Raw genomic sequence first — 14,502 nt, 5'->3', positions numbered from 1 at the left:
CCGCGACGCGGTCAGTTCGTGACAGGAGCCGGCTTGACCGGCGAGGCCGACGCGATCGACGCCTCGACCGGCGGCTTGAAGGCGGGATGCTGCATCGCGATCTCGGCCGCCTGCACGCGCGCGTCCGTGGCGAGTTTGGCGACCTCGCGCGGCGCCATCGCCTTGAGCTTGTGGTCCGACCACACCTGGCGCCAGCGGCGTGCGCCCGGCAGGCCGTTCCACAGGCCGAGCGCGTGCCGCATCGCCTGCGACCACGGCCGGCCCAGCGCGACCTGCCTGTCCAGATAGACGAGCCATTGCGCCTCGACCTCCTCGCGGCTCGCGACCGGCGCCTGCGCCTCGCCGAAGAAGCGCTGGTCCCACTGCGCCATCTGCCAGGGCTCGTGATAGGCCTGCCGGCCGATCATCACGCCGTCGACATGGTGGAGCTGTTCCGCGATCTCGTCATCCGTCTTGAGTCCGCCGTTGATGGCGATCGTCAGATGCGGGAACTCGCGCTTGAGGCGATGCACCAGCTCGTAACGCAGCGGCGGGATGTCGCGGTTCTCCTTCGGCGACAGGCCCTGCAGCCACGCGTTGCGCGCATGGACGAGGAAGACCTCGCAGCCCGCCTCGGCGATCTGGCCGACGAAGTCGCGGACGAAGTCGTAGCTCTCGATCCGGTCGATGCCGATGCGGTGCTTGACGGTGACCGGGAGGGCGACCGCGTCGCGCATCGCCTTGACGCCGTCGGCGACCAGCGCCGGCTCGGCCATCAGGCAGGCGCCGAACGCGCCACGCTGGACGCGCTCGCTCGGGCAGCCGCAGTTCAGGTTGACCTCGTCGTAGCCCCACTGCTCGGCCAGCTTCGCGCAGGCGGCGAGGTCGGCGGGCTCCGAGCCGCCGAGCTGCAGCGCGACGGGGTGCTCCTGCTCGTTGAAATCGAGGTGCCGTGGCTTGTCGCCGTGCAGGATCGCGCCGGTCGTCACCATCTCGGTGTAGAGCAGCGTGTGGCGGGTCAGCAGCCGATGGAAATAACGGCAGTCGGCCGTCGTCCAGTCGAGCATGGGTGCGACGGACAGACGCCAGGGAGAAAACTTCGAGGACATGCGGCCGATTATCCCGCCGACGGCGTCATCAGCTGGGCGATGAGTGCTTCCAGGCGCTCCGGGGAGACGGGCTTGACCACGTGTTCATCGAATCCCGCCGCGAGCGCCCGCGCCCGATCCGACGCCAGTCCGTAGCCGGTCAGCGCGACCAGACGGGGCCTTTCGGAGGATCGTCCGCCGCGGGTCTGCGCGCGCAGCCGGCGCGCCAGCTCGTAACCGTCCATCATCGGCAGCCCGATGTCGATGAAGGCCACCTGGGGCTCCCGCTCGTCGAAAAGGCGCAAGGCCTCGTCGGGATGATGGGCGATCCTCACCGTATGCCCGCGTTCGACCAGCAATTGCCCCAGCAGGTTCGCGGCGTCTTCGTTGTCGTCGATGACCAGCAACTCCCTCGAAGGCGCCCGCGGCGCCGGCGTCGGCGTGGCACCGGCCCGTTCCTCGGACGACAAGCGGGAGCGCGGCATCCGCACCACCACCGCCGAGCCCTGCCCGACCCCGCCGCTGCGCGCCTCCACCGTCCCGCCATGCAGCTTCACGATGTTCCTGACGATGCTCAGCCCCAGCCCCAGGCCGCCCTGCGCGCGGTCCAAGGCCTGCCGCCCCTGCGTGAACAGGTCGAAAGCAGTCGTCAGCGCCTCGGCGGACATGCCGATGCCGTTGTCCCGCACGGTCACGACGACGTCATCCCCCTCGGCCGAGGTGACGGCGGTGGTGACGACCGTGATGAGTCCGCCCGGCTCGGTGTACTTCGCCGCGTTCGCCAGCAGGTTGGACAGCACCTGCGTCATGCGTGCGGCGTCGGCATCGATCGCCAGCCCCTCGTCGAGTTCGAGGACCACCCGATGGCGTCGCTGCTCGATCAGGGGGTGCACCATCTCCAGCGCCCGGTGGACGAGCGGCCCGATCTCCGTGCGGCGCAGGGACAGTTCGACCTTGCCGCTGCTGATGCGGGAGACGTCGAGGAGATCGTCCACCAGACGGATCAGGTGCTGCGTCTGTCGGCGCAGGATCTCGAGCGGCCGGTCCGGACCGCCGGCGCGCCGCTCCAGCAGCGTGAGCACCGACACGATGGGCGCCAGCGGATTGCGCAGCTCGTGGCCCAGCATCGCGAGGAACTCGTCCTTCACGCCGCTCGCACGTTCCGCGTCGGCGCGCGCGGCGGTCTCGCCCAGCAGGAGCAGTTTCAACGCGGTGATGTCGCGCACCGTGCCGATCGCGCGATGGGCGCGTCCATCCGCCTCGCGCAGGAAGTAGACATGCTCGCGCACGTGGACGGCGCGGCCGTCCACGTCCCGGAGCCGGTATTCGGCGTTCCAGGCGGAAGCGTCGCCGAGGAGCGCGGCGTCGAAGGCCCGGATCACCCGGTCCGCGTCGTCCGGATGGACGCGCGTGCGACGCCAGTCCGATCGCATCGCGCCGCGGCCCACGCCGCCGAAGAGCTGGTCGACGTGGCCGCCCCACCAGAGGTCGTCGAGGGCCACCTGCCAATCCCAGAGACTCTCCTCCGTGGTCTCGGAGAACAGCTGCATCCGCTCCTGGTCCCGGAGCGCCCCGGCGTGATGCCAGGCCGTCTCCAGCGCGGAGCCCGCGAGCGAGGCGATGGTCTGCAAGGTCTCGTCGGCACCCGTCGTCCCGTCCGGTCCGGCATGCCCCACCACGAGCGCGCCGGTCAGTCGTCCGGCGCGGTTGCGCAGCGGCACGACGCTCAGGCCGGGCGGCCCCTCGGGAAACAGGGCACGGAAGACCGCGGCCGTCTCGTCGCCATGCGCCAGCCGCAGCGGGCCGCCCGCCAGCGACAGCCGGCGATGCAGCGCGTGCAGCGCCGAGCGGACGGCGACCGCCGACACGCCGGCGGTCCCGCCCTTCGCGACGGTCGCCTGCTCCCAACTGCGCCCCGGTTGCAGATGCGAAGCGAAGGCCGGCTGTCCCGCCACCTCGCCGGCCGCGCGGCGGGCGTGCTCCAGCAGGTCCTGCGGGCGCCGCAGCGCCATCAGTTCCTGCACGAAGGACGTCAGCTCGAAGGTCACTGCGTCGCGGCGGGTCAGATCGGACCTGCGGTCGCGCTGCCGGTCAGATTCGCGAGTCGCGCTTCGAGGATGCCGCCGTTGCGATCCACGGCGAGGAAGGCCTGCGGCGGCACGTAATACATCGACGAGTTGTCGATGCCTTCGGTGTCCAGCAGCACGCGGGGGTGGGTGTGCAGCATGTCCAGCATGAGCTCCGCGTCGAAGCGCCGCTGGTCGTACTGGCAGATCGAATAGGTTCTGGCGCCGGTGGCGTAGAACTCGTTGAGCAGCGCCTCGTATTCCACCAGGCGTTCCGACCCCGGGTCGCCGTCCAGGGCCCAGGACATCTCGCCGGTGACGCGCAGCGCGGTATAGCCGGCTTCCAGCGCGCGGGTGGTCTCGCGGCCGAGCATCTCGATCATCATCCGCGGGTCGAAGACCCCGTCGATGAGGTAGACGTCCTTGGCCGCCTGGACGATCAGCTGACCGCTCGCGACCAGGGCGTCGACGTCGATCTCGGCCTCCAGCAGGGTCGCCCGCAGCCGCTCGGCGGTCTGCAGATGCACCAGATAGAGCATCTTCTCGCGGCGCTCGATGCCCAGGCGCACGAAGTCCACCGTGATCCTGCGCTGGTCCGCGTCGCTCCTGAAGATGCCGCAGTAGTGGTCACCCGGCTGCATCTTCTCCAGCGCCGGCAGGATGGACGTTCTGTTGCACATGAGAGCCCCTTGTCAGGCCCATGCGGCCCACGCCAAGTGTATTCGCGCGCCGACACCGGCCTCCCTGGCGCAGGACCGGCGCCCTGTCACCCCTCCTTCGAGGCAGAAGCTTGTTTCCAATTGCTTCAGGGCCCCTGAATGCGGCGACGCCAAACCTTGCGCACGTCGTACCATCCCAGCCGCCCCGCGGTCTCCTGCTCTCCTCGTCCGATGTTCCCGTCCTGTCGCCCGCCTGGCGCTGCCAGCGGCCTTCCGCACCTTCGCGGCCCCGTCCTCGCGCTGCTGATCGCCGCGGGCATGGCGTTGCCGTCGGCGCATGCGACCCAAGGAGCGGCACCGGCAGCAAAGACACCCCGGGCGGCAAAGTCGCCGTCGACGGGCAGCGGACCGGCCTCGAACCTGGCGAAGTCCGAGCTCGCCGACATCGCCGACCTCCGCAAGCGGATGGCGGCGAAGACAGTGGTCGTGACCCGGCATGCGGAGGTCGACGACATCGCCATCCAGGTCTGGGCACGGACGACGCTCCCAAAGAAGTACTACGTCGCCGTGACACAACAGGGCACGGTGCGACGCACGCTCACCGCCAACGACGAGGCGGAGGCCTGGCGGAGCTACGACAGCTTCCGCCGCATGGCCGGCCTGGGCGAGGTCGGGCGGCCGGTGCTGCTGGGCCAGATGACCGTGGAACCCGAGCCGTCGGCGCGCATCCCCTCGGTCATGGCTGCCGGCGCGGTCTTGGCGACCCCGGCGATCTCTTCATCGCCCGTTCCGCCGCAGACCGGCGTCCCCCTGCGGTGCTCGCCACGCCGCCCATGATCCAGTCCGCGATTCCGCCCCTGCCACCGACGCTTCGAGCGAACCCGGCGCCTGAGCTCGACGCCCTCGCGCGCGCACCCGGACCGAAGGCGGATGCGCCCATGGCGGCGCGCGAGATCTCGGCGACGACGGGCGAGGCCGTGATCTCGCGCGGCGATCCGCGCGTGGCTGGCTACGAGGTCGAGACGCTGCGCCGCGCACGCTTCGGCGACGAGGTGGCGCGTCTGGTCTGGAACGCGGAGAGTTCGCAATACTTCGTGTCGCTCACGCGCCAGGGCTCGGTCGTGGCGATGCTGCGCAGCCGCGACAGCGCCGAGGCGACCCGCGCCTACGAGGACTACGTGCGGCAGGCCGAGAAGCGGGCCGCCCTGCTGCCGGGACGTGCGGCGGGGGCGATGTCGTCGGCATCCCGCTAGCGGCAGCGCCTCGTCCTACAGACACCGATCCGGGAACGGCGAAGACTGGACGTCTGCGGCCCACGCGGCCGTCGCGCACCAGGAGCACGCCATGATCCGCAAGCTCAGCAACGGCCAGTACCGCCTGTACTCCCGCAACCCCGATCCCAAGACGGGGAAACGCCGCAATCTCGGCACCTTCGACACCCGCGAGGCCGCCGAGAAACACGAGCGGGAGGTGCAGTACTTCAAGCGGCAGTGAGCCCGGCATCGCCCTTCGGGCGATAGACGCGTTCAACCGGGGTGACCAGTTCCGACGACTCATCGGTCGCCCAAGGCCGCTGCGATGCGACGAACGGCGACATGTCGATCACCTCCAGCAGCCCCTCTTCGGACAGCGCCCTCAAGACCTTGCCACGAAGCCCGAGCTGGACCGCGCGCCGCTGGAGCTTCGCACCGCTCGGCGCGTGATCGGGGTCCCACTGAAGGCGGACATCCGACCGTTGCACCGCCTCCGCCCACGCGTCCCGGTTCGACATGCCCGAGGCGGCGAACGACGAGGCCACGGCCTGTCGCAGGACGTCGTCGAAGAACTCGCGGCGCAGGCGCAGTCCCAGAACGATCTCCTGCCCTTCCTTCATTCCCCAGCCGCAGCGATACATCATCCAGAGGAAGTTGGGCTTGATCCAGCTCATGCGGTCGAAGCTGTAGTCGGGACCGCCGAAGCGGCCATGCGCCAGCGCGTAGCGGCCAATGCTCGGCCGGTAGGCCTGATAGACGACGATCGACCGATCGTCGAAGTGCGCCAGCACATGCGCCCCCTCCCTGGGCCAATGCAGCGCCTGCTGCGTCAGGTGGGCCTCAACGGCCAATGGCGGCGGACTGACGACGGGCGTGGGATTCTTGGCATTCATCTTGTTGTTGTTCTTCGGTTGCTCTGCTCATTTTTCGCATTGACAGTTGTCCAATACAACTCTCAAGGTTGCACAATACAACCTACAACGATTTTCATCAAGTCCTGTTTCATTGCCGCGCGGTCCAACCATCCTGGGGGACAGACGCGACCGGGCCGGCGCTCTATGCTTCGACGGAGACGGCCCGCCCCCGGCGCGCCGACCACCAGAGCACAGGGAGACAAGACATGCGACTTTCCGATCGACGCGGCAGGAGTCCGCTGTATGCAATGACGTTGACGCTGGCCGTGGGATCGGCCGCGCTGCTGGCCGGCTGCGGCGGTGACGACGACAACGGCGATGGCCCCCCGCCTCCAAGTACAGCGCCGAGATCCGCCGCACCGCCATGGGCGTGCCCCACATCAAGGCCGCCGACTGGGGCGGCGCCGGTTACGGCTACGGTTACGCGCAGGCGCAGGACGACCTGTGCACCATCGCCAACTCGATGCTCACCTTCCGCGGCGAACGCGCCCGCCACTTCGGCGCCGACGCCGTCGTGCCCTTCCAGGGCACCATCGGCCAGCCGAAGAACATCGACTCCGACTTCTATCACCGCCACGTCCTCAACGATGACGTGATGCAGCGCTTCATCGCCGCGCAGCCCGACAAGCTCAAGCAGCTGGTCGCCGGCTTCGCCGCCGGCTACAACCGCTACGTCCGCGACATCAAGGCCGGCGCCGAATCCACCGCCCACGCGGCCTGCCGCAACGAGGCCTGGGTCGTGCCGGTCACCGACACCGACATCTTCCGCCGCATGTACGCCGCGCACTTCGCGGCGGGCTACAGCAACTTCGTCGCGCAGATCGCCAATGCGACGGCGCCCGCGACCGCGGCGCCCACGATGGCCTCGGCCGCCGGAACCGCCGGCACTGCCGGCAAGTCCACCGCCGCACGGCGCGCACGCGACGCGGCGCCGCGGCCGCTCACCATCGCCACCGCGCACCTGCCGGACTTCCAGGTCGGCGGCAACGACGGCGTGGGCAGCAACATGATCGGCTTCGGCACCGCGGGCACGGGCGACGCCAGCCCGCTGCTGTTCGGCAATCCGCACTGGTACTGGCGCGGCCCGGACCGCTTCTACCAGGCGCACCTGACCGTGCCCGGCGAACTCAACGTCGCCGGCGCCTCCTTCCTCGCCCAGCCGGTCGTGCTCATCGGCTACAACGACAACGTGGCCTGGAGCCACACCGTCTCCGCCGCGCGCCGCTACGGCCTGTTCCAGCTCACGCTGACGCCCGGTGACCCGACCAGCTACCAGCGCGACGGCGCCGCCGTGAAGATGACCGCCCGCGCCATCACCGTGCAGGTCAAGCAGCCTGACGGCAGCGTCGCGCCGGTCTCGCGCACGCTCTACAAGTCGCAGTACGGCCCGATCGTCAACCTCGGCGCGCTGAACGCGGCACTGGGCTGGAACTCGAACACGGCCTTCGCGATCCGGGACATCAACGGCGACAACTTCCGCGTGTTCCGCGTGTGGCTGCGCTGGAGCCAGGCGAAGACGCTCGAGGAATTCCAGGCCATCCAGCGCGAGGAGTCCGCCATCCCCTGGGTCAACACCGTCGCCGTCGCGCGCGGCGCCGGCCAGGCCTGGTACGCCGACATCGGCGCGATGCCCAACGTGTCGGCCTCGCAGCTCACCAGCTGCGCCACGGCGCTGACCACCGCGCTCAGCGCCGCCCTGCCGCGCACGCCGGTGCTCGACGGTTCCAAGAGCAGCTGCGACTGGCAGAGCGATCCCGACTCGAAGCAGCCCGGCGCGCTCGGCCCGGCCCGCATGCCCAGCCTGCTGCGCGACGACTACGTGCTCAACAGCAACGACAGCTACTGGCTTGCCAACACCGCGGCACCGCTGACCGGTTATCCGGACATCCTCGGGCCGGCCGGCACGGCGTCGATCAGCTTCCGCACCCGGCTGGCGCACCTGCTCACGCAGGGACGTCTGGCCGGCACCGACGGGTATGCCGGCAACAAGGCCACCAGCGAGACCGTCCGCGCCATGGTGCTCAACAGCCGCACGCTGACGTCGGAACTCTTCCGCGACCAGGCGGTCGCGATGTTCTGCGCGCCGCCGACGGCCTTCACCGTGAGCGGCGATCCCGCCACCGGCGAGACCTTCAGCCCGGCGCGCAGCGTCGATCCGACCGAGGCCTGCGCGGTGCTGCAGGCCTGGGACGGCAAGGCGCTGCTCGCGTCACGCGGCGCGCACCTGTGGGACGAGTTCTGGGCGCGCGCCTCACGCATCCCGGAGGCCTCGCTGTTCGCGGTGCCCTTCAGCAGCGCCGATCCGCTGCACACGCCGCGCGACCTGAACCCGGCCGTGAAGACGACGCTGCAGCAGGCCTTCGGCGCGTCGATCCTGCGCGTGCAGGCCAGCGGCTTCGCGATGAACGCGACCCGCGGCGAGACCCTCTTCGCCACGCGCGGCAGCGACAAGATCCCGCTGTTCGGCGGCTGCGGCCAGCCGCAGGGCTACTACACGGTGGCCTGCTCGCTCACCCGGCTGGACCAGGGCGGCTACGACCTCAACACCGCGACCAGCGCCAACAGCTACATGCAGGTGGTGCGCTTCCCCGGCGAAGGCGTCGAGGCCTACACCTTCCTGACCTTCTCGCAGTCGGACGATCCGGCGTCGGCGCACTACGCCGACTACACGCGCGCCTACAGCGCCGGGCAGTGGCAGAAGGTGCCGTTCTCCGAGGCCGACATCACGAAGGACACGGCCTTCTCGACGAAGACCATCAGCGAGTGATCAGCGAGTGATCGGCGGGCGGTCCGCGCGTCGGGAGACGCGCGGGCCCGGAACGACACGGCCGGCCGGCTGCCTCGAGGTCGAGGCGGCACGGCCGGCCGTGGTTCGATGGCCGAGGCGATCCGTCCGATCACCCAGGCGACCCGTGTGACCGCCGAGGCGGTCGGCGCGATCAGATTTGCAGCGCGCGCTCGATCTCGGTCAGCTTGTAGCGGGCCAGGGCCAGATTGCCCTTGTTCTTGTCCAGCACCAGGTACAGGAACAGGCCGGCGTTGTTGGGCACCAGGCGGATCAGGTGGTACTGGTCGGTCAGGGTGATGAGGATGTCCTCGATGCCCTTGCGCAGGCCCAGCGATTCCATCGTCTGCAGCTTGGCGCGCACGACCTGCGTGTTGCCGGCCGCGGCCAGGTCCAGGTTCACTGCGGTGCCGGCCTGGGCCAGGCACATGCCGCTGCGGAAATCGACCAGCGCGGCGGCCAGTGCGCCGTCGATGGTCATGGCGGCGTCGATCGACTGCTTCAGATTGCTCATGGTGTCTTTGTTCAGGGAGGGGGTGGGTTGCAGGGAGGTGAGCCCGAACCGGCTCGTCAGCTTGTTGAATTCCTCGATCAGCACGAACCACAGCGTTTCCGGGCTGCTGTCGGGCAGGCGGTAGAGCACCGTGGAGGGCGTGGCCGCGGTGACCATGGGCACGAGGGTCATCTCCTCGACGATGGCGCTGGGCATCAGCAGCAAGCGCACGGCGGGCACCTCGGCGGCCCACGCGCGGCGCAGCAGGTCCAGCGCGCCGTGGACCGAACCCGGCCCGACGATCACCAGCAGCCCGGCGGGGCCGTCGGCGGCGCCCAGGTCGTCGTTGGGATACGGCGGACGCACCCAGTCGATGGTCGGCATGCCCGGCGTCGTGCTCAGCGCGATCGCCTGGCGGGATTCCGTGGTGGACAAGGTCGCGCCGGTCTGGCCGATGGCCAGACCGCCCAGGCGGGCCGTCATGTCGACGACACGCACACCGGATCTGCTCATGAAGGGGTCCCGAGAGTGGAGGAGACGGCTCTTCGGCCGCTCGGCGCGGAGTGTGAAGAAAGCGCTTGCAAAGCGCGCCCCCATGCTTGGGGGTCAGGGCTTGCTGCAGGCGTCCTGCGTGCCGAAGGTCACGACCCGCGTGGCCGAGCGCGGTGCATCCGGGCGCCCAGCGCCCGCTTTCCCTCGCTGCCCTTGACGCCATTGACGCCCTCCGGACGAAGGGACCTCAGACCTGCAGCGAACGCTCGATCTCGGTCAGCTTGTAGCGGGCCAGGGCCAGATTGCCCTTGGCCTTGTCCAGCACCAGATACAGGAACAGGCCCACGTTGCTGGGCACCAGACGGATCAGGTGGTACTGGTCGCCCAGCGTGATCAGGATGTCCTCGATGCCCTTGCGCAGGCCCAGCGATTCCATCGTCTTGAGCTTGGCGCGCACCACCTGCGTGTTGCCGGCGGCGGCCAGATCCAGGTTCATGACGGTGCCGGCCTGGGCCAGGCACATGCCGCTGCGGTGGTCGACCAGCGCGGCGGCGAGCGCGCCGTCGATCGTCATCGCGGTGTCCATCGATTGCTTCAGATTGCTCATGGTGTCCTCATCAGGGGTGGGGGAATGGTGAAGGGAGACAAGCCCGTGCTGCGCCGACAGCCGGTTGAGCTCCTCGATCAACACGAACCAGAGCGCGTCCGCGCTGCTGTCGGGCAATCGGAGGAGTCGGGTGGACGACCTGTCGGCCGTCACCATCGGCGTGAGGGTCAGGTCTTCGACGATGGCACCGGGCAGGAGCAGCACGCGCACGCTCGGGACGGCCGCGGACCAGGCCCGCTGCACGAGTTCCACGGCGCGCTGGACGAAGCCCGGCCCCAGAATCACGATCAGCGCGACGGGACCGCCGGGTGCCTGGAGGTCGTCATTGGGAAACGGGGGCGGACCCAGTCGATGACGGGCACGCCGGACAGATCGCCCAGCGACACCGCCTGACGCACCGCGTCACGGGACCAGGCTGCACTGATCTGCTGCAGCGCCAGCCCGCCCAAACGTGCGGTGAGGTCGACGACGCGCACGCCATTTCTGCTCATGAGGATGTCCGAGGAGTGGAGGAAACGACCATGGGGTCGTCTTGATGCGGCCTATGTGCCCGCGATCCCGGATCGCGTTCCCTACGCGACGTCCGGCACCGCCCTCCACTCTTCATCCCGTGTCAAGAATCACACGACGCCGGGCGCTCGGCTCGCTGGAGCCGAACCCGTGTCCTCAGATCACAGTCGCTGACCGAAGGTCAGCTTGATGTTGCGCCCCGGCGCATAGACCTGCTCGGCCAGATAGGGTTGCACACTGCGGTTGAAGAGGTTGTCGACCGCGAGCTGCACCTTGGTGTCGGCCCAGGCGCCGCGGCCCTGCCATTGCGCGAAGAGGCCGTGCAGCCCGTAGCCTTTCGCGGGCGGCAGCGCGTACGGCACGATCTCGTCGTCCGGCACCTTGTTCTGCGCCGCGACGAACTTGCCCTGCCAGCCGGCGGCCAGCCCCAGCGACGGCCACTTCCCGCCGATCACGACGACCGCCTTGGGCGCGCCGATGTCGATCAGCGGCTGGTTCTTCACCGCCCAGGGATCGCGGATGGAGCCGCGATGTTCGCCCCGCATCCAGGCCAGCGACAGGCTGGCGAAGCCCCGGCGCTGCTCGTAATGGGTCTCCGCCTCCGCGCCCTCGCTGCGGTAGCCGGGCAGGTTCCGGTAGAACGGCAGGTTGGGCGGACGCTCGGTGCCGGGCGCGACGAAGATGCCGAAACGCTTGTGGATGTTGTCGTGCACCAGGTTGCGGAACACCGTCAGCGTCGCGGCCAGCGCGTCGCCGCTGGCAAGCCAGTCGGTGCGTTCGTGCTTGAGACCGCCGCGCAAGGCGGTGACGCGCTCCTTGCGCAGGCCGCGGCTGGTCGCGGGGGCACTGCTCGCGGCGGACTGCACCTCGAAGATCTCGTCGATGACCGGCGCGCGCCAGGTCCTGCCGGCGTCCGCGAACAGCGCGGTGGTGGCCGTGGCCTGCCACTTCGCCGACAGGTGCTGCGACCAGCCGCTGTGATGGATCGGACGGTAGTCATGGCCGGCGGCCGGGTCGTTGTAGCGCGGCGCGAAGTTCGGCTGCCCCGCCGTGCGGACCTGGTCGTAGCGCAGGCCCGGCGTGATCGTCCAGGCCCCCGCGCGCAGTTCGTCCTCCACCCAGCCGGACACGGTGCGCTGCTCGCCGGACGGCATGTAGTACGGCTGCAGCCAGCCGTAGTTGTAGCTGGCGTCCTTCGTCCGGGTGTGCAGGAACATCAGCGTGTCGCGGTCATGGCGCTGCGCCTGCAGACCGGTGGCCAGCGCGTGCGATGCACCGGCGAAGTCGAAGCGCGCGGTGTTGGTCAGGTCGACCTGCCGGTCGCGGTAGGTCGCGTGACTCTCCTTGCCCAGGCTGGCCGCGAAGTCGCTGGTGATGCTGTCGGGCCGCTGGTCGTCCTGGCGACTGGACGACTGGGTCAGCCGCACCTGCAAGTCCAGCAGCGGCTGGGACGCGGGCGCATAGCTCCACAGCAGCGACTGCGTGCGATCGGTCTGGTCGCGCCACAGCACCTTGCGCAGCCAGGCTTCGCGTTCGCCGTACTTCGCGATCTCGGCGGGCGTCGGCGCGGGCACTTCGTCGCGCTTGGCGGCGAACGGCGCCCAGGCCTTGCTCCGGCCCTCGATGTCGGAGAGCGTCAACCGGCTCTCGCCGAGCTGCAACGTCAGTTTCGCCAGCGCGGAGCGGCTGTGGGTCTCGGAGAACTCGTAGACGGTGTGATCGGCGCGCTCCTGGTTGCCGGAGTCGCGTCCGGTGACCGCGACCAGGAACTGCCACGGCAGCGCGGTGCCGGGCTCAGCGCGCGCGAAGACGCTGCCCGACACGATGCGCTGGTCGTCGTTGCTGGCCCAGCCGACCTTGGCCAGACCGCCGATGCGCTCGCCGGGGCGCAGCAGATCCTCGGCGTCCTTGCTCTCGACCAGCACCGTGCCACCGAAGCCGCCGTTGCCGTAGCGCACCGAGTGTGCGCCCTTGTCGACGGTGATGCGCTTGATCAGTTCGGGCTCGATGAAGATCGATCCCTGCCGGTACTTTTCGAAGCCCTTGTTGGCGCCGTCGAGTTGAACGCGGATGTCCTCGACATCGCCGAAGCCCCACATGTTCAGGCTCTGACCACCGGGGCGGAAGCTGCCGTTGAGGTCGACGCCCGGCAGGTTGTCGAGCAACTGCTGGACGGTCAGCGCCTGCTGCCGCTCGATCTCGTTGGGGCTGATCATGGTCTTGCCCGGAGCGACGCTGCGGACACCGTAGACGGTAACTTGGGACAGCGTGACCGTGGGTGCCGACGCGGCGGATGCAGCGGATGCTGCTGACGCAGGGGCCGCCACTGCGCTCGCGGGACGCTCTGCAGGCGCTTCGTCCGCCCAGGCGGCGGACGCGATCAAGGTGCTCAGGAGGGGAAGAAGGCGGAACCGTTGATGTCTTCGGAATTGACGGAAAGACTGATTTTGCTTTTTAACTTCAAACACTTACATGACAGATGAGAATTATTCTCAACAAAGTGTAGCAGCAGAACTTCCGTCTTGTGAACGAGCCGTGAAGGGCAAAGGGGCTTGTGCGAACAGCGCCGGAGGAGGCCACGGGTCAGGGCTTGCGCCGACCGTCGCAGCAATCGAAGAGTTCTTGTGCAAGACCCACTTGAACGCTGAGTTCCTTCCGGTCCAGGTCCTCAGAAAGCTTGTAGTCGGCCTTCACCCTCAGTTGTCGCAGCAAATCGAGATGTTCGCCAAGCCAGCGAGAGAGTTGCGCCTGTTCCCCGCTGCATCGCTTGTCAGGCGACTGAAGTCGAAGGATCAAGCGCTGATGCACACCGCCGCGTCGCTTCGGTGGAACCCCGCGAGCAGGCAGGGAATGCTCCCACTGGAGGCAACGGTGATAGCTCGCGTAGTAGGCACGACTCGCCAGATTGCGACGGCGCGCCTCCGGCAGCACGAGTGGGCGATCTTTTGCCTGGTGAAGCAGATCGAAACAGGTCACGGACATGATGCGGTCTCCTCACTCAATATCCGCATCAAAGCGATCAATTTCGGCCAGTTCTTCCTCGGTCCATTCGCCGACGAATCCGAACATGAACCCATGCCGAAGCATGTCGCGATCGATCAGACGCAGAATGAACTTGTCGTTAAGCGCCCGAGCAACCTTGTGAGGCGCGTCGACCCGGAGGTCGTAGCTGAAGCCAGGCTCCTCCATCTCCTCCGCGTAGATGTCGACGCGTTCCGGATTGCCTCGACAGATCTTCAGGCTGCTCTCCTCCAGCACCTCTGCAGCGACTTGCAGAATCTCCACCATGCTCGTTGCCGTCATGCCATTCTCGGCAGCCGTCTGCTGAGCAACGTCCAACAACTCTTCCCAGTCGACGCGAGGGCACTTGGCATTCGGATCGACGTCTTTGTCGCTCGGCTCTCCGAACAGCGCGCTCGGCTCTCGCAGGATGGCCATCAGATCGTAGAAATGGAAAGTCTTCCGGGGCGGAAGCCGCGACATGCCGGCAACCACCAGAGTTGCCCGTTCCAACTGCGCATTCATGTTCATTCCACATCTCCTGTTGCCGGGTCCACGACCCGGGAAGACATGCAGTGTCGAATCAGAAGCGCGTTTGTCGATTCCCCTCGAAGAGCGAATCGATGGGGGAAATCACTTCGAGTAGGTGGGTCCTC

General features: G+C 68.5%; 13 protein-coding genes and 1 pseudogene. 4 read left to right on the top strand and 10 right to left on the bottom strand.

All coding sequences use genetic code 11. The features are described 5' to 3' along the window. Positions 1-11: 11 nt before the first annotated feature. Genes dusA through ACQ859_RS12760 form a run of 3 tightly spaced genes read right to left on the bottom strand, consistent with a single transcriptional unit; the run spans position 12 to position 3,813 of the window. Entirely contained in the window at positions 12-1,088 is a 1,077-nt protein-coding gene (gene dusA, locus ACQ859_RS12770) for a tRNA dihydrouridine(20/20a) synthase DusA (protein WP_431266091.1), read from the bottom strand. An 8-nt stretch (positions 1,089-1,096) separates the two neighbouring features. Beyond that, the gene (locus ACQ859_RS12765; protein WP_431266090.1) at positions 1,097-3,115 is read right to left on the bottom strand and encodes an ATP-binding protein; all 2,019 of its coding nucleotides are present in this window, start codon (positions 3,113-3,115) and stop codon (positions 1,097-1,099) included. A 14-nt stretch (positions 3,116-3,129) separates the two neighbouring features. Next, entirely contained in the window at positions 3,130-3,813 is a 684-nt protein-coding gene (locus ACQ859_RS12760; protein ID WP_431266089.1) for an MEDS domain-containing protein, read from the bottom strand. 297 nt (positions 3,814-4,110) lie between these two features. On the opposite strand from ACQ859_RS12760, the gene ACQ859_RS12755 reads away from it, so the two are divergent. The 3 genes from ACQ859_RS12755 to ACQ859_RS12745 all read left to right on the top strand — a co-directional run bounded on the left by ACQ859_RS12755 (position 4,111) and on the right by ACQ859_RS12745 (position 5,286). Then, complete coding sequence (locus ACQ859_RS12755) at positions 4,111-4,629, top strand: hypothetical protein (protein WP_431266088.1); 519 nt, start codon at positions 4,111-4,113, stop codon at positions 4,627-4,629. Positions 4,630-4,730: 101 nt separating this feature from the next. Beyond that, a complete protein-coding gene (locus ACQ859_RS12750) occupies positions 4,731-5,045 on the top strand; it encodes a DUF2968 domain-containing protein (RefSeq protein ID WP_431266087.1) in 315 nt (104 codons plus the stop codon). Positions 5,046-5,136: 91 nt separating this feature from the next. Next, on the top strand, positions 5,137-5,286 hold the full coding sequence (locus tag ACQ859_RS12745; protein WP_431266086.1) for a hypothetical protein: 150 nt from the start codon (positions 5,137-5,139) through the stop codon (positions 5,284-5,286). Here ACQ859_RS12745 and ACQ859_RS12740 read toward each other — a convergent pair. After that, complete coding sequence (locus tag ACQ859_RS12740) at positions 5,273-5,938, bottom strand: DUF4291 domain-containing protein (RefSeq protein ID WP_431266085.1); 666 nt, start codon at positions 5,936-5,938, stop codon at positions 5,273-5,275. The genes ACQ859_RS12745 and ACQ859_RS12740 overlap by 14 nt on opposite strands. 227 nt (positions 5,939-6,165) lie before the next feature. Here ACQ859_RS12740 and ACQ859_RS12735 point away from each other — a divergent pair. Continuing rightward, positions 6,166-8,726 (top strand): annotated as a pseudogene (locus tag ACQ859_RS12735) (penicillin acylase family protein). Positions 8,727-8,898: 172 nt separating this feature from the next. Here the strand turns inward: ACQ859_RS12735 and ACQ859_RS12730 are convergent. From ACQ859_RS12730 to ACQ859_RS12705, 6 genes are all read right to left on the bottom strand, one after another. Further along, complete coding sequence (locus ACQ859_RS12730) at positions 8,899-9,258, bottom strand: hypothetical protein (RefSeq protein WP_431266535.1); 360 nt, start codon at positions 9,256-9,258, stop codon at positions 8,899-8,901. Between the two features lie 718 nt (positions 9,259-9,976). Continuing rightward, positions 9,977-10,336 (bottom strand): hypothetical protein, encoded by a 360-nt coding sequence (locus ACQ859_RS12725; RefSeq protein ID WP_431266534.1) that lies wholly within the window; start codon positions 10,334-10,336, stop codon positions 9,977-9,979. 287 nt (positions 10,337-10,623) lie between these two features. Beyond that, positions 10,624-10,827, bottom strand: coding sequence for a hypothetical protein (locus ACQ859_RS12720; RefSeq protein ID WP_431266084.1), 204 nt, complete (start codon positions 10,825-10,827; stop codon positions 10,624-10,626). Between the two features lie 180 nt (positions 10,828-11,007). Further along, positions 11,008-13,173 carry a TonB-dependent receptor domain-containing protein gene (locus ACQ859_RS12715; RefSeq protein ID WP_431266533.1) on the bottom strand — a complete coding sequence of 722 codons (2,166 nt, stop codon included), beginning with the start codon at positions 13,171-13,173 and terminating at the stop codon, positions 11,008-11,010. 256 nt (positions 13,174-13,429) lie between these two features. After that, positions 13,430-13,828, bottom strand: coding sequence for a hypothetical protein (locus ACQ859_RS12710; RefSeq protein WP_431258223.1), 399 nt, complete (start codon positions 13,826-13,828; stop codon positions 13,430-13,432). Between the two features lie 12 nt (positions 13,829-13,840). Next, positions 13,841-14,377 (bottom strand): hypothetical protein, encoded by a 537-nt coding sequence (locus tag ACQ859_RS12705; RefSeq protein WP_431266083.1) that lies wholly within the window; start codon positions 14,375-14,377, stop codon positions 13,841-13,843. Between the last annotated feature and the right edge of the window lie 125 nt (positions 14,378-14,502).

The organism is Roseateles chitinivorans (genome assembly GCF_050632235.1).
Classification (GTDB): domain Bacteria; phylum Pseudomonadota; class Gammaproteobacteria; order Burkholderiales; family Burkholderiaceae_C; genus Roseateles; species Roseateles chitinivorans_A.
This window is presented reverse-complemented; position numbering and strand designations above follow the sequence as displayed.